Source organism: Pseudomonas sp. MT3 (assembly GCF_054720805.1).
On record NZ_JBTVPY010000041.1, the window covers coordinates 1 to 19,188 of the forward strand.

Annotated in this window: 18 protein-coding genes; 9 read left to right on the forward strand and 9 right to left on the reverse strand. The window is 66.7% G+C overall.

Annotation, left to right across the window (positions count from 1 at the left end):
• Window positions 1-142: 142 nt before the first annotated feature.
• Complete coding sequence (locus ACYCAX_RS26205) at window positions 143-2,065, reverse strand: tyrosine-protein phosphatase (RefSeq protein WP_460249188.1); 1,923 nt, start codon at window positions 2,063-2,065, stop codon at window positions 143-145.
• 310 nt (window positions 2,066-2,375) lie between these two features.
• Between ACYCAX_RS26205 and dinB the strand changes: the two genes are divergently transcribed.
• Complete coding sequence (gene dinB, locus ACYCAX_RS26210) at window positions 2,376-3,449, forward strand: DNA polymerase IV (protein WP_460249196.1); 1,074 nt, start codon at window positions 2,376-2,378, stop codon at window positions 3,447-3,449.
• Between the two features lie 18 nt (window positions 3,450-3,467).
• Here dinB and ACYCAX_RS26215 read toward each other — a convergent pair whose 3' ends face one another.
• The 4 genes from ACYCAX_RS26215 to ACYCAX_RS26230 all read right to left on the reverse strand — a co-directional run bounded on the left by ACYCAX_RS26215 (window position 3,468) and on the right by ACYCAX_RS26230 (window position 8,144).
• Window positions 3,468-3,866, reverse strand: a complete 399-nt coding sequence (locus tag ACYCAX_RS26215) for an META domain-containing protein (RefSeq protein ID WP_015476320.1) — start codon at window positions 3,864-3,866, stop codon at window positions 3,468-3,470.
• Window positions 3,863-4,303 (reverse strand): hypothetical protein, encoded by a 441-nt coding sequence (locus ACYCAX_RS26220; protein ID WP_460249189.1) that lies wholly within the window; start codon window positions 4,301-4,303, stop codon window positions 3,863-3,865. Before ACYCAX_RS26220 ends, ACYCAX_RS26215 begins: the two co-directional genes overlap by 4 nt.
• Window positions 4,304-4,364: 61 nt before the next feature.
• On the reverse strand, window positions 4,365-5,351 hold the full coding sequence (locus ACYCAX_RS26225; protein ID WP_460249190.1) for a 2-hydroxyacid dehydrogenase: 987 nt from the start codon (window positions 5,349-5,351) through the stop codon (window positions 4,365-4,367).
• A gap of 12 nt (window positions 5,352-5,363) precedes the next feature.
• Window positions 5,364-8,144, reverse strand: a complete 2,781-nt coding sequence (locus ACYCAX_RS26230; protein WP_460249191.1) for a response regulator — start codon at window positions 8,142-8,144, stop codon at window positions 5,364-5,366.
• 127 nt (window positions 8,145-8,271) lie between these two features.
• Between ACYCAX_RS26230 and ACYCAX_RS26235 the strand changes: the two genes are divergently transcribed.
• The 6 genes from ACYCAX_RS26235 (at window position 8,272) to mazG (ending at window position 15,848) form a co-directional block, all read left to right on the forward strand.
• Complete coding sequence (locus tag ACYCAX_RS26235; protein WP_460249192.1) at window positions 8,272-8,979, forward strand: response regulator transcription factor; 708 nt, start codon at window positions 8,272-8,274, stop codon at window positions 8,977-8,979.
• Entirely contained in the window at window positions 8,966-10,348 is a 1,383-nt protein-coding gene (locus ACYCAX_RS26240) for a HAMP domain-containing sensor histidine kinase (protein WP_460249193.1), read from the forward strand. Before ACYCAX_RS26235 ends, ACYCAX_RS26240 begins: the two co-directional genes overlap by 14 nt.
• Window positions 10,349-10,417: 69 nt before the next feature.
• Window positions 10,418-11,317, forward strand: coding sequence for a cysteine synthase CysM (gene cysM / locus ACYCAX_RS26245; RefSeq protein WP_294971485.1), 900 nt, complete (start codon window positions 10,418-10,420; stop codon window positions 11,315-11,317).
• A gap of 1 nt (window position 11,318) precedes the next feature.
• Complete coding sequence (gene rlmD / locus ACYCAX_RS26250) at window positions 11,319-12,671, forward strand: 23S rRNA (uracil(1939)-C(5))-methyltransferase RlmD (RefSeq protein ID WP_460249194.1); 1,353 nt, start codon at window positions 11,319-11,321, stop codon at window positions 12,669-12,671.
• Window positions 12,672-12,763: 92 nt separating this feature from the next.
• Entirely contained in the window at window positions 12,764-15,022 is a 2,259-nt protein-coding gene (gene relA, locus ACYCAX_RS26255; protein WP_015476328.1) for a GTP diphosphokinase, read from the forward strand.
• The gene (gene mazG, locus ACYCAX_RS26260; protein ID WP_294971494.1) at window positions 15,015-15,848 is read left to right on the forward strand and encodes a nucleoside triphosphate pyrophosphohydrolase; all 834 of its coding nucleotides are present in this window, start codon (window positions 15,015-15,017) and stop codon (window positions 15,846-15,848) included. Before relA ends, mazG begins: the two co-directional genes overlap by 8 nt.
• Before the next feature lie 174 nt (window positions 15,849-16,022).
• Here the strand turns inward: mazG and ACYCAX_RS26265 are convergent, their stop codons facing one another.
• Window positions 16,023-16,955 (reverse strand): aspartyl/asparaginyl beta-hydroxylase domain-containing protein, encoded by a 933-nt coding sequence (locus tag ACYCAX_RS26265; protein ID WP_460249195.1) that lies wholly within the window; start codon window positions 16,953-16,955, stop codon window positions 16,023-16,025.
• Between the two features lie 149 nt (window positions 16,956-17,104).
• On the opposite strand from ACYCAX_RS26265, the gene ACYCAX_RS26270 reads away from it, so the two are divergent.
• Window positions 17,105-17,644, forward strand: a complete 540-nt coding sequence (locus ACYCAX_RS26270; RefSeq protein ID WP_015476331.1) for a DUF2058 domain-containing protein — start codon at window positions 17,105-17,107, stop codon at window positions 17,642-17,644.
• 18 nt (window positions 17,645-17,662) lie between these two features.
• On the opposite strand, the gene ACYCAX_RS26275 is transcribed toward ACYCAX_RS26270, so the two are convergent.
• The 3 genes from ACYCAX_RS26275 to ACYCAX_RS26285 are packed head-to-tail and all read right to left on the reverse strand — an operon-like array spanning window position 17,663 to window position 18,436.
• Window positions 17,663-17,941, reverse strand: a complete 279-nt coding sequence (locus ACYCAX_RS26275; protein ID WP_041712494.1) for a Rho-binding antiterminator — start codon at window positions 17,939-17,941, stop codon at window positions 17,663-17,665.
• 5 nt (window positions 17,942-17,946) lie between these two features.
• A complete protein-coding gene (locus ACYCAX_RS26280) occupies window positions 17,947-18,201 on the reverse strand; it encodes a DUF2024 family protein (RefSeq protein WP_015476333.1) in 255 nt (84 codons plus the stop codon).
• Between the two features lie 10 nt (window positions 18,202-18,211).
• Window positions 18,212-18,436, reverse strand: coding sequence for a thioredoxin domain-containing protein (locus ACYCAX_RS26285; protein ID WP_015476334.1), 225 nt, complete (start codon window positions 18,434-18,436; stop codon window positions 18,212-18,214).
• Window positions 18,437-18,550: 114 nt separating this feature from the next.
• Here ACYCAX_RS26285 and ACYCAX_RS26290 point away from each other — a divergent pair, with 114 nt between their 5' ends.
• On the forward strand, window positions 18,551-19,120 hold the full coding sequence (locus ACYCAX_RS26290) for a MarR family winged helix-turn-helix transcriptional regulator (RefSeq protein WP_294971505.1): 570 nt from the start codon (window positions 18,551-18,553) through the stop codon (window positions 19,118-19,120).
• Window positions 19,121-19,188: the final 68 nt, after the last annotated feature.

Here is a 19,188-nt window from a genome sequence, read left to right on the forward strand (position 1 = left end):
TCGGGTTATGAGCCCGACGAGCTACCAGACTGCTCCATCCCGCGGTCGCCATTCTACGCATGGGGGGCGGGGTGTCAACCGAAAGTTGAGAAAAAGTGATTTTTTATCAGGTGCTTAGCGAAATCCTCCGGCTGTGGGCGTGCTAGAAGGCGAGGCTGGCGCTCAGGTTGCCGGCGACGCCGTGGCTGTCCTCGCCGCTCAGGGCTTTCACCTCCGCGCCGAGGGTCAGCGCGTCCCGGGTCGCCGTCAGCTTCAATCCGGCCTTGACCAGGTGGTGGCTGTTGAAGGCCGAGACCTGCTCCACCTCGAACCCTTCCAGCGAGGCATTGCTGACGACCTGCGGATCGTTCAGGAAGCGCTCGTAACCCAGGCTGACGCCCGGCGCCAGGGTCCAGTTGCCCAGGCTCTGGTTGGCCAGGCCGATGTCCAGGCCGAGCAGGGCGCTGTTCAGGCTGCGGTCGGTGCCGTCGACATCCAGGGCGAGGTCGCTGCCTTTTTCGTGGAAGTCGTCCAGCTTGACCCGTGCGCTGCGCAGGCCGATGGACGGCTCCAGGTCCAGTCCGCCCGCATGCAGGCGATAGCCGAGCAGCCCGGTGGCGGCATAGAAGCTGCCGTTGCCGTCGCCCTTGGCGGTGCCCAGGCCGTTGCCCAGGTCGCGCTTGCCGTCGTAGTCGATCCAGCCGGCATCCAGGCGCAGGTCGGCGTACAGGCCCTGGCTGAGATCGTCCGGTGCCCAGCGTGCGCCCAGGGTGAGCAGCGCGAGGTCGGCATCCGCATCGGCGCCGGCGCTGCCCAGTGAGCCCCAGCTGTAGCCGGCGCCGACACGGGCGCTGAGGTTATCGCTGAAGCGGTGGGTCGCGCCGATCAGGGTGCCTTGCGCATGTTCGTTGCTGCTGGCCACGCCGTCGCGGCTGTCGGTGCCCAGATAGCTGGCCAGGGCGGTCATCCACAGGCGGGTTTCACCGTCCTTCAGCTCGCGGCCGCTGGCGTAGGGGGCGATGGCGTCGTCGATCTGCCCGGCTTCGCGCAGCAGGTAGCTGCCAGCGTCGGCATGGATCTGCCCACCGACCCGCGATTCGACCCCGCCCAGGGTGCCGGCGTCGATCGCCGATTGCAGGTAATAGTTGTAGGCGCTGTAGCGGCCTGACAGCTCGCTGTCCTGCAGGGCCGCCAGCAGCCCGGCGCCGGCGGCGGCGTTGCGCGCGAAGCCGGCCTGGTCGGGCAGGCTGTTGAAGCGCACCAGTTTGCCGCGCAGGACATAGAGGGTTTCCTGGTCGAGCCCCAGGCCCTGGGTCAGGTAATTCTCCACCGAACCGTAGCTGGCCTGGAGCTGGTCCAGGCCGGCCTGCAGGTAGCTGGCCTCCACACCCAGCAGCGGCTGGTAGATGGCGGCGAAGGTTGGCGACAGGGCGTTCAACTGCGCGAGCGTCGCGGCGGTACGCTCGGCGGTGTAGGCGTTGGTGGCCAGGTAGTCCTGCGTGATGGTCGCCGAGTCCACCCCGGCGATGGATTGCAGCATGGCCGCGGTCCAGCCGGTGCGGTCCTTGCCGGCGGTGCAGTGGAACAGCGCCGCATCGTCGGCGGCCGCCAGTTCCTCGAACAGGTGGCGGAACTGCGCACGCTGGCCGGCGTCGGTGACGAAGGCGCGGTTCATGTCCTGCATCATCTGCCGCGAGGCCGCTGCGCTGGTGAGCGAGAGGTTCACGTTGCTGGAGCCGACGATGTTGACGTTCTCGTAGACCGCGCCGGCCGGCAGGGTGTCCGGGGTGCCGGCGATTTCCGTCGGCGTGCGCAGGTCGAAGACATGACTGATGCCCAGGCCGTTCAGGGTTGCCAGGTCGGAGGCGGTCGGGGTCAGCGCGTTGGAGCGGTAGAACACGCCGCCACGCATCACGCCGTCATGGGCGGTGCCGTAGGCGGTGGTGGTACCGGCGATATCGCGGAAGTTGTCGATGCCGGTCAGGCGCGGAGTGTTCAGGATTTCTGCCTGGGCGGGAGCGGCGGCCGCGAGGGCGGCCAGCGGCAGCATCAGCAGGGAAGCGGAACGCAGCAGACGAGCGTGCACGTTGTGACTCCATGTCTATGGATAGGGATTGGACGGTGGTGCCACATCCTTGGCGCACCCGATGAACAGTTGGCGGCAGTTCGGTGAAGGATTGATTGCAGGGTCAGGTTCTGCGAGCGAGCGGGGGTGGAGCGTAGCCTCGGATACGCTGAACGACCTGCTGCGCGTGGGGTTGCGGGGGATTGCAGGAAATTTCCGCAGTTTCCCGCCAGTCCTTCCGATGCCTAGGACGCCTGGCTGGGGTAGCGTCGTTTTTTTGCTTTACCATGAAGGCGTTTTCCGTCGCCGCTCCCTGGCGACCCCGATGGCGATGCAGGCCCTTTCCGTGACACGGCAACGAAAGATCATCCACATCGATTGCGACTGCTTCTATGCCGCCATCGAAATGCGCGACGACCCAAGCCTGGTGGGCAAGCCGCTGGCCGTGGGTGGTTCGCCGGACAAGCGCGGCGTGGTCGCCACCTGCAACTACGAGGCGCGGGCCTATGGCCTGCATTCGGCGATGGCGATGCGCACGGCGGTGAAGCTGTGTCCCGACCTGACCATCGTCCGCCCGCGCATGGACGTGTACCGCGAGACCTCCCGCGAGATCCACGCGATCTTCCGTGACTACACCGAACAGATCGAGCCGCTGTCGCTGGACGAGGCCTACCTGGACGTCAGCGACAGCGAGCGTTGTGGCGGCAGCGCCACGCGCATCGCCCGGGAGATTCGCCAGCGCGTGTGGGAAACCCTGCACATCACGGTGTCGGCCGGTGTTGCGCCGAACAAGTTCATCGCCAAGATCGCCAGCGATTGGCGCAAGCCCAACGGCCTGTTCGTGGTCACGCCCGACGAGGTGGACGGATTCGTCGCGGAACTGCCGGTGAAGAAGCTGCACGGCGTGGGCAAGGTCACCGCCGAAAAGCTGGCGCGCTCAGGGATTCGCACCTGCGCGGACCTGCGCGACTGGTCGCGCATCCAACTGGCGAAGGAATTTGGCAGCTTCGGCGAGCGCCTCTGGGGCCTGGCGCGGGGGATCGATGAGCGGCCGGTGCAGGTGGACAGCCGGCGCCAGTCGATCAGCGTGGAGAATACCTTCGACCAGGATCTGCCGGACCTGGCGGCCTGTCAGGAGGAACTGCCGTCGCTGCTGGGCGAGCTGGAGCGGCGCATGACCCGCCTGGACGCCAGCTACCGGCCGGGCAAGCCGTTCATCAAGCTGAAGTTCCACGACTTCACCCAGACCACCCTGGAACAGGCCGGCGCGGCGCGCGACCTGGACAGTTACCGGCTATTGCTGGGGCAGGCATTCCAGCGCGGCAACAAGGCGGTGCGGCTGATCGGCGTGGGCGTGCGCCTCGTCGATCTGCGTGGGGCGCACGAGCAGCTCAGCCTGTTCTAGGGGATTGCTGCCGTTTCCTCAGCTTTCCGGCCACATGCGCATGGCGCGGCCCGAGGCCGGCCACAGGCGCAGCTCGCCCTGGTCGCTGAAGTCCCAGCGCTGGACCTCGCGGAGCATCTGCAGGAAGCGTCCTTCCTGCTCCATCAGCGCTTCGGCGCACATCTTCCGGGTGGCGCCAGGCTGGCCGAAGGTCAGCTTGTCGCCGTCCAGCGTGTAGCTGGCGAACCAGTGGTTGCAGCCGGCGCTGCCATAGGCGCGGCCCTTGCCGTCGAGGGTCAGGGTGATGTGGCTGTAGTCGATCAGGGGACGTTCACCGACCCATTCGACGCGATAGGTCTGATCGGTTTCAGGTACCGGTTTGCTGGCGCAGCCGGCCAGGGCCAGCGCCATGCAGGCGCCGGCGAACAGGACTTTCATGCAATCTCCTTGCTCAGGCAGTCCGGGCAGAGATGGCGAGCACCAACCTTCGCCCAACCCAGTTCGCCGATGCGCGCTTCGGCGGCCGGTTGCTGGGCGGACTTGCCGAGGGTGGCGTCGACGGCAAATTCGAATTTCAGTGTAGCTGCGCAGCCGTCGCAGTTGACGGTCCATTCGTGGATCGCCAGCTCGCGGAACGCCGGGCCGCGCGCAACCGCTGTCCACTGCCCCGGTGGGTTGATCAGGTGGCGTACCTTGTCCACCTCCAGCGTCATGCTCAGGCTATGGCTGCCCTTGAGGCTGACCAGCAGGGTGTCGCCCGTCTGGATCGAGCCGCCGATACCGGTGACCTGGTAGAGGCCCGGGGTCAGCGCGCGGCATTCGTTGAGGGTGAACTGCGGGTTGAGCAGGGTGTAGCGGAAATCGTGCTGGGCCATGAGTCCTCCGGGAAAGCGCGGCATTCTAGGTGGCGGCGCGCGGGGATGCGAGTGCTGCCGGTTAGCTGACCTGGTTGACGGGGTTACCCGCCTGCCAGGCGCCGATGTTGGCCAGGGTGGTTTCGGCGATGGCGGCCAGCGCCTCGCGGGTCAGGAATGCCTGGTGGGCGGTGATGATGACGTTGGGGAAGGTCAGCAGGCGCGCCAGGACGTCATCCTGCAGCGGCAGGTCGGAGCGGTCGGCGAAGAAGATTTCGGCTTCTTCTTCATAGACGTCCAGGCCCAGGTAGCCGAGCTGGCCGCTCTTGAGCGCCTCGATCAGCGCCGGGGTGTCCACCAGCGCGCCGCGCCCGGTGTTGATCAGCATGGCGCCGCATTTCATCTGTTGCAGGCTGCGAGGGTTGATCAGGTGCCGGGTGGCGTCGTTGAGCGGACAGTGCAGGCTGAGGATGTCGGACTGGGCGAGCAGTTCGTCCAGTTCGACGAAACGGCCGCCCAGGGCTTCGATGGCGCGGTTGGGGGAGGGGTCGTAGGCGAGGATGTGGCAGCCGAAGCCGCTCATGATGCGGGCGAAGACTTCGCCGATCTGGCCGCTGCCGATGACGCCGACCGTGCGCCCGTGCAGGTCGAAGCCGGTCAGTCCGTGTAGCGAGAAGTCGCCATCGCGGGTGCGGTTGTAGGCGCGGTGCAGGTGCCGACAGAGCGCCAGGACCAATCCCACGGCATGTTCGGCCACGGCATGGGGCGAATAGGCCGGAACCCGCACCACGGAAAGCCCCAGGGCGTGGGCGGCCTTGAGGTCGACATGGTTGTAGCCGGCCGAGCGCAGGGCGATCAGGCGCGTGCCGCCGGCGGCCAACTGTTCCAGTACCGGTCGCGACAGCTCGTCGTTGACGAAGGGGCAGACCACGTCGAAGTCCCTGGCCAGGGCCACGGTGTCCAGGCGCAACTGCGCCTGCTGGAAGTGCAGTTCGAAGCCGTGGCTGTGGTTGGCGGCGAGGAAGCTGTCGTGGTCGTAGGGCTGGTTGCTGAACAGGATGATGCGCATCGTCTCGCGGTCTCAGTGCGTGTCTTGCGGAAGCGCCGCGTTGGCCTCGGCTTCGCGGTTTTCCGTGGCCTTGGCCAGTTCGGACATGGCCTTGTCGAGTTCGTCCAGGGCGGCGGGGGCCTCCGGGTCGTTCTGCTTGAGCAGCGTTTCCGCGCGTTGGCAGGCGGCGCGCAGCATGGGCACGCCGCAGTAGCGGGTGGCGCCGTGCAGGCGATGGATGCGTTCGAGCAGGGTGTTGCGGTCGTTGCGCTGGCGGGCCTGGCGGATCACCTGGCGGTCGGCGGAGAGGGAGGCGAGCAGCATGCCGAGCATGTCGGCCGCCAGTTCCGTCTTGCCGGCGGCCAGGCGCAGGCCTTCGGCGGGGTCGAGCACGCTCAGCGCGCCCGGACCCGGCTCGGTGCCGTTCGGCTCCGTGCGCGGCGCGCCCAGGCTCATGCCGGTCCACTTCAGCACCACCTGGGCCAGTTGGCGCTCGTCGATGGGCTTGGTCAGGTAGTCGTCCATGCCGCCTTGCAGCAGGGCTCGTTTCTCGTTGGCCAGGGCGTGGGCGGTGAGCGCGATGATCGGCACCGGGCTGACTTCGCGGTCGGCTTCCCACTGGCGGATCGCGTCGGTGGCCTGGCGGCCATCCATGCCGGGCATCTGCACGTCCATGAAGACCAGGTCGAAGCGCTCGCGCTGCACCGCCTCCACCGCGGCCAGGCCGCTATCCACGGCGACGACCTGGGCGCCCAGGTCGCCGAGCAGGGTCTTGACCAGCAGGAGGTTGGCCGGGTTGTCGTCGACGCAGAGCAGATGCGGCGCGCGTTCCAGCAGCCCGTTGGCGACCTTTTCCTTGCGGGTCGGGCGCAGGTGCAGCAGCTCGTTCAGTGCCTGCTGCAACTTGCGGGTGCAGGCGGGTTTGCTCTGTACCTGGGACTCGGGCAGCACCGCGTTGTAGTGCGCCTGCTCGATGGTCGGGCAGAGCACCAGGCTCTTGCAGCCGTACTGCTCGAGTTCGCGGATGGACTGCCGCAGCATTTCCGGCGGATGGGTGGCGGAGGTGACGCCGAGCAGGGCCAGGCCGATCGGCGGCTTGCCCTTCGGGTCGGCCGCCAGCGCCTGTTCCAGCGCCGCCAGGTCCGGGAACTCGCTGACCTCCAGGCCGCAGTCCTCCAGTTGGTGATGCAGCGCGGTACGGGTCAGTTCATGGGGTTCGTAGAGCGCCACGTGTTGCCCGCCGGCCAGGGCCGGCAGCAGGTCGTCGCCGTCGTCGCGGGCCTTGGGCAGGTTGAGGCTGATCCAGAACTCCGATCCCTCGCCGGAGCTGCTGTCGACGCCGATCTCGCCGCCCATCTGTTCGATCAGGCGCCTGGAGATGACCAGCCCCAGCCCCGTGCCGCCGGCCTGGCGCGACAGCGAGTTGTCGGCCTGGCTGAAGGCCTGGAACAGCGCGCGCAGGTCCGCGTCGGTGAGGCCGACGCCGGTGTCCTGCACGCTGATGCGCAACTGCGCGCGGTCGTCGCTCTCGTCCTCGAGCATGGCGCGCACGGCGATGCTGCCTTCATGGGTGAACTTGATGGCGTTGCTCACCAGGTTGGTCATCACCTGCTTCAGGCGTTGCGGGTCGCCCACCAGCTGCAGCGGGGTGTCGCGGTAGATCAGGCTGACCAGCTCCAACTGCTTTTCGTGGGCGGCGGGGGCGAGGATGGTCAGGGTGTCCTGGATCAGTTCGCGCAGGTTGAAGGGGATGTTCTCCAGCACCAGTTTGCCGGCCTCGATCTTCGAGAAGTCGAGGATCTCGTTGATGATCCCCAGCAGGCTTTCGGCGGACTTGTGGATGGTGGAGAGGTAGTCCTGCTGGCGCGAGGTCAGCTCGCTCTTCTGCAGCAGGTTGGTGAAGCCGAGGATGCCATTGAGCGGGGTGCGGATCTCGTGGCTCATGTTGGCGAGGAACTCGGACTTGATCCGGCTCGCCTCCAGGGCTTCCTTGCGCGCGAGGTCCAGTTCGATGTTCTGGATCTCGATGGTTTCCAGGTTCTGCCGCACGTCCTCGGTGGCCTGGTCGATGTTGTGCAGCATTTCTTCCTGCGCGCTCTGCAGGGCCTCGGCCATGCGGTTGATGCCGCCGGCCAGTTCGTCCAGTTCGTGACTGCCCAGCGCCGGCAGGCGGGTTTCCAGGCGGCCTTCCTTGAGCTGCGCCACACCCTGGGCGATCTGCCCGAGCGGGGCGTTGATCGCGCGGCTCATGCGCAGGGCGAGGAGGGCGGTGACCGCCAGGCCGGTGATGATCAGCAGCAGGCTGGTGAACAGGCTGCGGTAGCCACGCAGCAGGGTGCCGTGGTGCGACAGCTCCAGTTCGACCCAGCCGAGCAGCTTGTCGCCGTTGCTGTCCGGGGCGCCCGACAGGCTGCGGTGCCGGCCCAGCACCGGGAGAAGGAAGTGGGTGGTGTCGAGGTTGCTGGCCATGCTCAGGTGCGAACCGTCGCCGCTGGGCATGGGGGTGAGGATGCTGGGGCCGGCATGGACCAGTCGTTCCCGCTCGGGATTGAGGAAGGTAACGGCGCGCACGTCAGGTTGGTCCAGCGCCTCGGTGGCGATGCGCAACAGCAGCTCGGTGTTGTTCTGCGCCAACGCCGGGGCGGACAGCGGAGCCAGTTGCTCGGCGATCAGTTGACCGCGCTCGATCAGTTGGGCACGCATGTCCGACAACTGCACCCAGGTGAAATAGCCGCCCAATACCAGCGCCAACAGGCTGGTGGGCAGCAGGGTGAGCAGCAGTACCCGTCCCTTGATGCCGAGATCCTTGAACACGCGATTCCTCCGGTGCGGTTTTCCCCCGGCAGTGTAGCGGTTCGGACCTTCGGACGGAGCCTTTGCCTTGCCGAGATCGCGCGGAATCGGGAATACTGGGCGCAATTGCTAATCACTCTTATTCAATATGAACGCATTTTCTTCCTCGGGCCTGCGCCTGCTGACCATCGAGGACGATCCAACCCTGGGCGCGCACCTGTCTTCCCATCTGAGCGAGCGCGGCTTCGCCGTCACCTGGTGCCAGGATGGCGATGCCGGCCTGGCCGAGGCGCGCGGTGGCGATTACGACCTGGTGCTGATGGACATCATGCTGCCGGGCATCGGCGGCCTGGACATTCTGCGCACGTTGCGCCGCGAGCGTTCGGTGCCGGTGATCCTGATGTCCGCCCTGGGCGCCGAGCAGGACCGCATCGCCGGTTTCTCCCAGGGCGCCGATGACTATCTGCCCAAGCCCTTCAGCCTGGTCGAGCTGAGCGTACGGGTCGATGCCGTGCTGCGTCGCGTGGCGCTGGAGCGCGGCTTGCAGGCGCCGACGGGCGGCGACGGTTTGCTGCTGGATGGCGAGAAGGTCGACGCCAGCCTCGACGGCCGCTGGGCGGGGCTGACCACCACCGAGTTCCGCCTGCTGGAAACCTTCCTCGGCAGCCAGGGCGAGACGCTGAGCAAGGCCTTCCTTTATCAGCATGTCCTGCACCGCGCCTACACCACCCACGATCGCGCCCTGGACATGCATGTCAGCCATCTGCGCCGCAAGTTGCAGGGCATCGGCTATCTGCGCCACCAGTTGCACACGGTGTGGGGCAAGGGCTACGTGTTCAGCGATGGCGATGGCTGAGGTGCCCGGGCGTCATTCGCTGTTCTGGAAACTGGCGGTCGCGCTGGTGGCGTTCTGCTTGCTGCTGATCTGGCTGTCCTGGTCCTGGGGCAAGCAGGTCGAGCGCCAGGGCTATTACCTGTCCGCCGAAGCCCGGCAAGTCCTGGGCGGCTACGCCCGCGAAGCGGAGCAGGCCTGGCGCTCCGGCGGTGCGCCGGGGGTCGATGCCTGGCTGGCGCGGATGCGTCAGCGCGAGGCGGGCTGGATGACGGTGGTGGACGGTCGGTTGCAGGCCCTGGGCAGCGTCCCGTTGAGCGAGGAGGAAATCGCGCACCTGACCTTCCAGCGAGGCCTGGACTGGCCGGCGAGCTCGCGTTCGGCGCACCTGCCCTACATCGGCATTCCGTTCCCCGGTGGGCCGAGCGCGGGCCGCCTGGTACTGCAACTGCCGGCCCGCTACCTGCCCGGCGGTTTCACGCTCATCCGCCAGTCGGTGACCCACGGCCTGGTGCCGGCCGTGCTGGCGCTGCTGCTGTGCGTCCTGCTCTACCGGCACCTGGTGCGCCCACTGGGGCGGCTACGCGAGCACGCCAATGCCTTGCAGGCCGACGATCTGGGATCGGTGGCCGATCCTGGGCTCAGCGCGCGCCACGATGAGCTGGGCGAACTGGGCCGCGCGCTGGACCACATGGCCGAACGCCTGCGCGGGTATGTGGGGTTCCAGCGCCAGTTGTTGCGCGACCTGTCCCACGAACTGCGCACGCCGCTCAGCCGCCTGCGCGTGGCGGTCGACAGCCCGATCGGCGAGGCGGCGCTGCGCCAGCGGGTCGAGCGCGAGGTGGAGGTGATGCAGCGCCTGGTCGCCGATACCCTGGAGCTGGCCTGGCTGGACACCGAGCGGCCGCGCCTGGAGCGGGAGGACATCGACCTGCAACCGCTCTGGGAACTGCTGGTGGAGGACGCGCGGTTCGAAGCCGGCTGGGCGCCGGAACGCTTCCTTTACCAGGTGCCGGCGGGGTGTCGTGTCCGGGGTCATCTCAACGGCCTGGCGCAGGCGCTTGAAAACCTGCTGCGCAATTCCATACGTCACTCGCCGGAGAGTGGCTGCATTCGCCTGGGCGGCCAACGGGAGGGGGCGGGCTGGCATCTCTGGCTGGAAGACGACGGCCCCGGCGTGCCCGAGGCCGACCTCGAGCGCATCTTCCTGCCGTTCACCCGGTTGTCCGCCGCGCGCAGCGACGAAGGCTTCGGCCTGGGCCTGAGCATCGCCCGCAGCTCGCTGCGCATGCAGGGCGGGGAACTCTGGGCGGACCGCGGGACGGCGGGGTTGCGCGCGCACCTGCGGTTGCCCGCGGCGGACGGTTCTGAGCATTTGCACACGGCTTGTTAGGAAACTTCGTATGGCGAGCGACAGTTTGCCGTTATCATAGGTGGCCTGGTTTCAGATCCGAGTACCTCCATGACCGTGCAGTATCTGACTATCGCCGATTGCGTCGGCAATACCCCGCTGGTGCGTCTGCAACGCTTGCCCGGGAATACTTCCAATACGCTGCTGGTGAAACTCGAGGGTAACAACCCCGCGGGTTCGGTGAAGGATCGCCCGGCGCTGTCGATGATCACCCGAGCCGAGCTGCGCGGTGACATCAAGCCCGGCGACACGCTGATCGAAGCCACCTCCGGCAACACCGGCATCGCCCTGGCGATGGCGGCGGCGATCAAGGGCTACCGCATGATCCTGATCATGCCGGACAACTCCACCGCCGAGCGCAAGGCCGCCATGACCGCCTACGGCGCCGAACTGATCCTGGTGACCAAGGAGCAGGGCATGGAGGGCGCTCGCGACCTCGCCGACCAGATGCAGCGCGAAGGCAAGGGCAAGGTGCTCGACCAGTTCGCCAACGGCGACAACCCGGTGGCCCACTACGATTCCACCGGCCCGGAAATCTGGCGCCAGACCGACGGCCAGATCACCCATTTCGTCAGCTCCATGGGTACCACCGGCACCATCATGGGCGTATCGCGCTACCTCAAGGAGCAGAACCCCAAGGTGCAGATCGTCGGTCTGCAGCCGATGGAAGGTTCGGCCATCCCCGGCATCCGCCGCTGGCCGCAGGAATACCTGCCGAAGATCTTCGACGCCACCCGCGTCGACCGCGTGGTCGACATGCAGCAGGGCGAGGCCGAGGACGTGATGCGTCGTCTGGCCCGCGAAGAGGGCATCTTCTGCGGCGTGTCCTCCGGTGGCGCGGTGGCAGCCATGTTGCGCCTGTCCCGCGAGCTGGAAAACGCGACCCTGGTGGCGATCATCTGCGACCGTGGCGACCGTTATCTGTCCTCGGGCGTGTTCGACCCCAACTGACATGGCCAAGCAGAGAACCGGGCTGCGCTTCCAGCCCAGTGGCGGAGCGCGGAGCCCTGCGGTACCGGTAGGCAAGAAGCAGCGTCTGAGCATCGAGCGCCTGGCCCACGACGGCCGTGGCATCGCCCATGCCGATGGCCGCACCTGGTTCGTCGCCGGCGCCTTGCCGGGCGAAGCGGTGGAAGCCCGTGTGCTGTCGGCGCGCGCGCAGATTGTCGACGCCCGTAGCGAGCGGATCTTCACCGCCGCCGAAAACCGTCGAACCGCCCCGTGTCCGGTGGCCGGCACCTGTGGCGGCTGCAGCCTGCAGCACCTGCCCCATGCCGATCAATTGGTACTCAAGCAGCGCACCCTGGCCGAGCAACTGGAACGCTTCTCCGGCCTGAGCCCGGAAGAGTGGGCCGCGCCGCTGGTGGGGCCGGAGTTCGGCTATCGCCGCCGCGCGCGCCTCGCCGTGCGCTGGGACGTCAAGGCCAAGCGCCTGGAAGTCGGCTTCCGCGCCGCCGCCAGCCAGGCCATCGTCCCGTTCGACGACTGCCTGGTGCTGGTGCCCGAGCTGCAAATCCTCGTCCGCGAGTTGCCGGACCTGCTGCGTGGTTTGGCCAAGCCCCAGGCGCTGGGCCACGTCGAACTGTTCCACGGCACGGCCAGCGCGCTGCTGCTGCGGCATATCGAACCTTTGTCCGATAGCGACCTGGCGCGACTGCTGGGATTCTGTTCGGCACGCGACGTGCAACTGTGGTTGCAGGGCGACGGAGAGCCGACACCGTGCTCCGGGAACGCCGACCTCGGCTTCCGGCTCGATACCTGGGATCTGACCCTGGCCTACCGGCCCGGCGACTTCGTCCAGGTGAATGCGCCGGTCAACGAGGCGATGGTTGCCCAGGCGCTGGATTGGCTGAAGCCTGCACCAGGCGAGCGTGTGCTGGATCTGTTCTGCGGCCTGGGCAACTTCGCCCTGCCGCTGGCGCACCGGGTGCGGGAAGTGGTCGGGGTGGAGGGTGTGCAGGCGATGGTCGATCGCGCCGCCGCCAATGCCCGGGCCAATGGCCTGGCCAATACCCGGTTCCACCAGGCGGACCTTTCGAAACCGCTTGCCGGCGCCCCCTGGGCGGCGGAGGATTTCACCGCCGTGCTGCTCGACCCTCCGCGAGACGGAGCCTTCGAGGCAGCACGGGAGATGCGTTCACTGGGCGCCGAGAGGGTACTGTATGTGTCCTGCAATCCGGCGACCCTGGCGCGCGACGCCGGCGAGATGGCCCGACAGGGCTATCGCCTGAAGCGTGCCGGCATCCTCGACATGTTCCCGCAGACGGCACATGTGGAGGCAATGGCTTTGTTCGAGGCGAGCTAGGACGGCTCGCGCAATCCGACCGGCCCGAGCAAGAAGAAAGGCCGGCGCTGTGAGCGGTGCACCGTGGGGCACCGTGGGGAAGGGTAGACACGATGGTACAGGTGAGAGCGCACCAGCCGGTCAATACTGACGGCAGCATCAACCTCGAGGCCTGGCTGGACCATGTCCAGACTCTGGTCCCGCTACTGGATCGCAAGGTCCTGCTGGACGCCTGCGAATTTGCCCGCGAGGTGGAAGACAAGGCAGTCAGCAAGGCTGACAACTCCTGGGCAGACGGCACCTCCAGTTTTCAGACGGGCCTGGAGATCGCCGAAATCCTGGCGGACCTCAAGCTCGACCAGGAATCACTGGTCGCCGCGGTGATCTACCGTGGCGTGCGCGAGGGCAAGGTCAAGCTGGAGGAGGTGGCGCAGCGCTTCGGTTCTGTGGTCGCCAAGCTGATCGAAGGCGTGCTGCGCATGGCGGCGATCAGCACCAGCCTCAACCCCCGGCAATCGCTGGTGCTCGGCACCCAGGCGCAGATCGAGAACCTGCGCAAGATGCTGGTGGCGATGGTCGACGACGTGCGCGTCGCGCTGATCAAGCTGGCCGAGCGTACCTGCGCGATCCGCGCGGTGAAGAACGCCGACGAGGAAAAGCGCCACCGCGTTGCCCGCGAGGTGTTCGACATCTACGCGCCGCTGGCCCACCGCCTGGGCATCGGCCATATCAAATGGGAACTGGAGGACCTGTCCTTCCGCTACCTGGAGCCCGACCAGTACAAGCAGATCGCCAAGCTGCTACACGAGCGCCGGCTGGATCGCGAGCAGTACATCGCCACCGTGATGCAGCAGCTCAAGGACGCCCTGGCTGCCACCGGCATCAAGGCCGACCTGTCCGGCCGCGCCAAGCACATCTATTCCATCTGGCGGAAGATGCAGCGCAAGGGCCTGGACTTCAGCCAGATCTACGACGTGCGCGCCGTGCGCGTGCTGGTGCCGGAAATGCGCGACTGCTACACCGCGCTGGGCATCGTGCACACCCTCTGGCGGCACATCCCCAAGGAATTCGACGACTACATCGCCAACCCCAAGGAAAACGGCTACCGCTCGCTGCACACCGCGGTGATCGGCCCCGAGGGCAAGGTGCTGGAAGTGCAGATCCGCACCCATTCCATGCACGAGGAAGCCGAGCTGGGCGTGTGCGCGCACTGGCGCTACAAGGGCACCGACGTCAAGGCCAGCTCCAATCACTACGAAGAAAAGATCTCCTGGCTGCGCCAGGTGCTGGAATGGCACGAGGAGCTGGGCGACATCGGCGGCCTGGCCGAGCAGTTGCGCGTCGACATTGAGCCCGACCGGGTCTACGTCTTCACCCCGGACGGCCACGCCATCGACCTGCCCAAGGGCGCAACCCCGCTGGACTTCGCCTACCGCGTGCACACCGAGGTTGGCCACAACTGCCGTGGCGCCAAGATCAACGGCCGCATCGTGCCGCTCAACTACAGCCTGCAGACCGGTGAGCAGGTGGAAATCATCACCGGCAAGCAGAGCGGGCCGAGCCGCGACTGGCTGAACCAGAACCTGGGCTATGTCACCACCTCGCGGGCGCGGGCGAAGATCGTCCACTGGTTCAAGCTGCAGGCGCGCGACCAGAACGTCGCCGCCGGCAAGGCCATGCTCGAACGCGAGCTGGGTCGCCTGGCGCTGCCGCCGGTGGACTTCGAGAAGCTTGCCGAGAAGGCCAACTACAAGACCGGCGAAGACCTGTTCGCCGCCCTGGGCGCCGGCGACCTGCGCCTGGCCCACGTGGTCAACTACGCGCAGCAACTGGTCGAGCCCGAGCGCGGCACCGAGCAGCTCGAACTCATTCCGCGCAAGCCGAGCAAGATCGGCCACGGCAAGCGCGGCGACATCCAGATCCAGGGCGTCGGCAACCTGCTCACGCAGATGGCCGGTTGCTGCCAGCCGCTGCCGGGCGAGCCGATCGTCGGCTACATCACCCTCGGCCGTGGCGTGACCATCCACCGCCAGGACTGCGCCACCGCGCTGCAACTGGCCGGCCGCGAGCCGGAACGGATCATCCAGGTCAGCTGGGGGCCGGTGCCGGTCAGCACCTATCCGGTGGATATCGTCATTCGCGCCTACGACCGTTCCGGCCTGCTGCGCGACGTCTCCCAGGTGCTGCTCAACGAGCGCATCAACGTGCTGGCGGTGAACACCCGCTCGGACAAGGAAGACAACACCGCGGTGATGCGCCTGACCATCGAGATCCCCGGCCTCGACGCGCTGGGACGCCTGCTGGCGCGGGTGTCGCAGTTGCCCAACATCATCGAGGCGCGGCGCGACCGCGCGGGTGCCAAGGATGCATAAGCTCGACGACCTGCTGTACCTGATGGCCCGGCTGCGCGATCCGCAGCATGGCTGTCCGTGGGACCTGAAGCAGAGCTACGCGACCATCGTCCCCTACACCCTCGAGGAAGCCTACGAAGTGGCCGACGCCATCGAGCGTGGCGACTTCGACCACCTGCGCGAGGAGCTGGGCGACCTGCTCTTCCAGGTTGTCTACTACGCGCAGCTGGCGCGAGAGGAAGGGCGCTTCGAGTTCGACGCGGTGGTCGATGGCATCACCCGCAAACTGGTCCGCCGCCATCCCCACGTGTTCCCCGATGGCGACCTCTACGGCGAGCCGGACCCGGCGAAGCTTGCGGAAGCTGCGGTCAAGCAGCGCTGGGAGGAGCTCAAGGCCGAGGAGCGCGCGGCCAAGGCCGCCGAGCCGGTGCAATTGTCCCTGCTGGACGACGTACCCAACGCCCTGCCAGCACTGAGTCGCGCCGCCAAGCTGCAGAAGCGTGCTTCCCAGGTCGGCTTCGACTGGGCCGACGCCCTGCCGGTGGTGGACAAGGTTCGCGAGGAACTGGACGAGGTCCTCGAAGCCATGGCCGGCGGCGACACCGAGGCCCAGGCGGAAGAAGTGGGCGACCTGCTGTTCGTGGTGGTCAACCTGGCGCGCAAGCTCAAGGTCGATCCGGAAACCGCCCTGCGTGCGGCCAATGCCAAGTTCGAGCGGCGTTTCCGTTACATCGAGACGGCCTTGCGTGACCAGGGGCGCACGCTGGAAGACAGCAACCTGGAAGAGATGGACGAGCTGTGGGGCGCCGCCAAGCGCGACGAGAAGAACCCGCTTAGTTGTGGATAAGTGCTTGCGTGCCTGAATCGGTACCCATGAAAAAGCCCCACGATTGCGGGGCTTTTTTGCTTTTGGTAGGAGCGAGCTTGCTCGCGAACCGCTTGACGCCCGACACCGCCGGAAAATCTGTTCGCGAGCAAGCTCGCTCCTGCAGGGTTCCTTTAACGCGCCGGGTGTGCTCCGTCAGCCGAACAGCCAGCGCAGGATCAGCACCAGCAGCACCACCGCCAGCACCGGCCGGCCGATGCGGTAGGCTCTGGGATAGGCGCGCTTGAACACCTTCACCTGGCTGCCCACGGCATTGCCCAGGCGGATCAGCACCGAGTAGGCCTGGTTGATCCCGCCGACGCGCTCGCCTTCGACGTTCTGCGGCGCGGTGGCGCGGCCGAGGAAGGTACTGACGCGGCGGTTGATGCGGGTCAGCAGCGACGACCTGAGCGGACGCTCGATGTCGCAGAAGAGGATCAGGCGCGATTCGTCGGTTTCGTTCTTCACCCAGTGGACGAAGGTTTCGTCGAACATCACGTCCTGGCCGTCACGCCAGGCGTAGGGCTGGCCGTCGACGAAGATGCGGCACTCTTCGGAGTTCGGCGTGGCCAGGCCCAGGTGGTAGCGCAACGAGCCGGCGTAGGGGTCGCGGTGCTTGTTCAGGTGGCTGCGCGGCGGCAGGCGGGTGAACATGGCGCCCTTGACGTTGGGGATGCTGCTCACCAGCTCGACGGTCTTCGGGCAGAGCTTCTGCGCGGAGGGCAGGGGGCCGTCGTACCAGGTCAGGTAAAAGCGGGTCCAGCCTTTCTTGAAGAAGGAGCCGAAACCGGCCTCGTTGTTGTTCAGGGCGTCGCGGATGTAGCCCTCGTCGAACAGGTTTTCGGCTTCCTCGCGAATCATTTGCCAGTTGTCGCGCAGCCTGTCGAGCTCGGGGAAGCGCTCGCGGTCCAGGTAGGGCTTGGACGGCACGCTGGAGTTCAGGTACATCAGCGAGTTGTACGGGGCGAACCAGGCAGAGTGGTTCACGACCTGGCGCAGGAAGGGCAGCCGTACCTTGCCGCGCAGGTGCACGTAGAGGATGGCGACGAGGAAGATGGCAAGGATCGTGAGAACGATGAACTTGATCATGGGGGCCCTGGATAGTGAAATCGAGCTGGGCACTTGCGCAGCGCACGCACAGGCCCGAGGATTATACCCCCTGTGGGCATGAGCGCGGAGCGTTGTGCCGCCAGGAAAGTTGTTCCGCGTCAATCAAGGACTGTCGAGAGTCTTATCGAATGAGCATGTCGTTACGTGACCAGTTGCTGAAAGCCGGACTGGTCAGTGAGAAACAGGCCAAACAGGCCGGCAAGCAGAAGCAGAAGCAGCAGCGTCTGGAGCACAAGAACCAGGTGCAGAAGGATGACAGCCAGCGTCAGGCCGCCTTGCAGGCGCAGGCCGACAAGCAGGCCCGCGATGCCGAGCTGAATCGCCAGCAGCAGGAAAAGGCCGAGAAGAAGGCCAGGACCGCGCAGATCAAGCAACTGATCGAAGGCACCCGTCTGCCGAAGCTGGAAACCGAGGACTATTACAACTTCGTCGATGCGAAGAAGGTCAAGCGCATTGCGGTGAACGACCTGATCCGCGACAAGCTCAGTCGCGGCAGCCTGGCCATCGTCAGCTACGACGGCCGCTACGAGATCGTCCCGCGTGACGCCGCGCTGCGCATCAAGGAGCGCGACGAGCGACGTATCGTGCTGCTCAACGAGCCCAGCGGCGAGCCGGACGAGGACGACCCGTACAAGGATTACGTGGTGCCCGACGACCTCATGTGGTGAGGCCGTCCCGGTCGGACCTCAGGCCGGATTCAGCACCACCCTTGCGAAGCGCGCCTCCGCCGCCTGCGGCGTGATGGCGTGCAGACGGTCCAGCCGGAGTTCCCGGCTGGCATCGTCCACCCGGACTTCCAGGAACTCCTCCACGACCCCGTCCGCGTTTCGCCGCGTGTGCGTGGTGAAGGCCTGGGCGTCGAACGCCAGGCCGTCACGCAGCTCGATACGCAGCCAGTAGCGATGCAGGCAGGCGATCTCCAGGTAGTCGTGCAGATCGCAGTGCAGCGGCTGGTAGGCGTCCATACCGTTCAGCATCCTTCCATCTCGATGACGTAGTAGCCCTGGCGGCGCAGCGCCTCTTCCACCGGGGGCGTGGAAAACTCGCTGTGGCAGAACTCGCAGCGGCTCATGTGCACGTCATGCGCCTGGATGCCGCGCGCCGCCAGCCAGTGCGCGGCGAACTCCGCGGCACGGCTGGCGGCGTCCGGCCCGACCAGGACGTCGAAGTGCAGGTAGCGGCCATCGTGGGTACGCACATGGGTGTCGTAGACGCGAACCTGCATGGCGAGCCCCTTACTTCAGGTCGGCGATGGCGGCGCCGAAGTTCAGGTGCAGCACCTGGCCATCGACCACCAGGGCGGGCACCGATTTGACCCCGGCGGCCTCGGCCTCGGCGATGCGCGGCGCCTGCTCGCCCAGGTGCACCACTTCCACATCCCGGTTCAGCAACGGCAGCAGCGTGCGTTCGGCCTCGACGCAGACGGCGCAACCGGCATGGTAATAGATGGCTTTGCTCATGATCCTTCTCCTGATTGATTAAGTATCGAATCGATACAACTCCAGTCTGCGAGCGAAAAGAGCCTTCTGTCAAACTGGTTTTTGATCGATACTATCTATCGGGAGGATGAGCCCATGACCGATACGACCCTGTACGACTATCTTGAGCGCATTGCCAGCCTGATGCGCGCCTGGGCCCGCGAGCAGCCGCTGATGGCGGATCTGCAGCCGATCCAGCTGAGTGCGCTGAACTACCTGGCGCGCTGCAACCGCTATTCGAACACGCCATTGGCGGTCACGGACTTCCTCGGGCTGACCAAAGGCACGGTGTCGCAGTCGCTGAAAGCGCTGGAGGCCAAGGGGCTGATTCGCAAGCGCCCGGATGCGCAGGACCGACGCAGCGTGCACCTGGAACTGACGGACGCGGGGCAAGGACTGATCGAGGCGCTGGTGCCGCCGGCGTTCCTGAGTCGCGCCGAAGAGGCTTTGGGCGAGCGCCGCGAACTGCTGGTCGCGCTGCTGCGCGAGCTGTTGACCAGCATCCAGCGCCAGGAGGATGTGCCGGGCTTCGGCCTGTGCCGCACCTGCCGTTTCCACCAGAAGCGGGACGACGGCGCGCTCTGCGGGCTGACCGGGGAGCGGCTGGAAACGCGCGAAGGAGAGCTGATCTGCCGCGAGCACTCAGAGCCCGGCGAAGCCGCCTGAACCGGGCTGCACGGCGCCGTTGATCTTCGTAGGAGATTCTATGTCTACCCCGCCGTATCGGCCGCAGG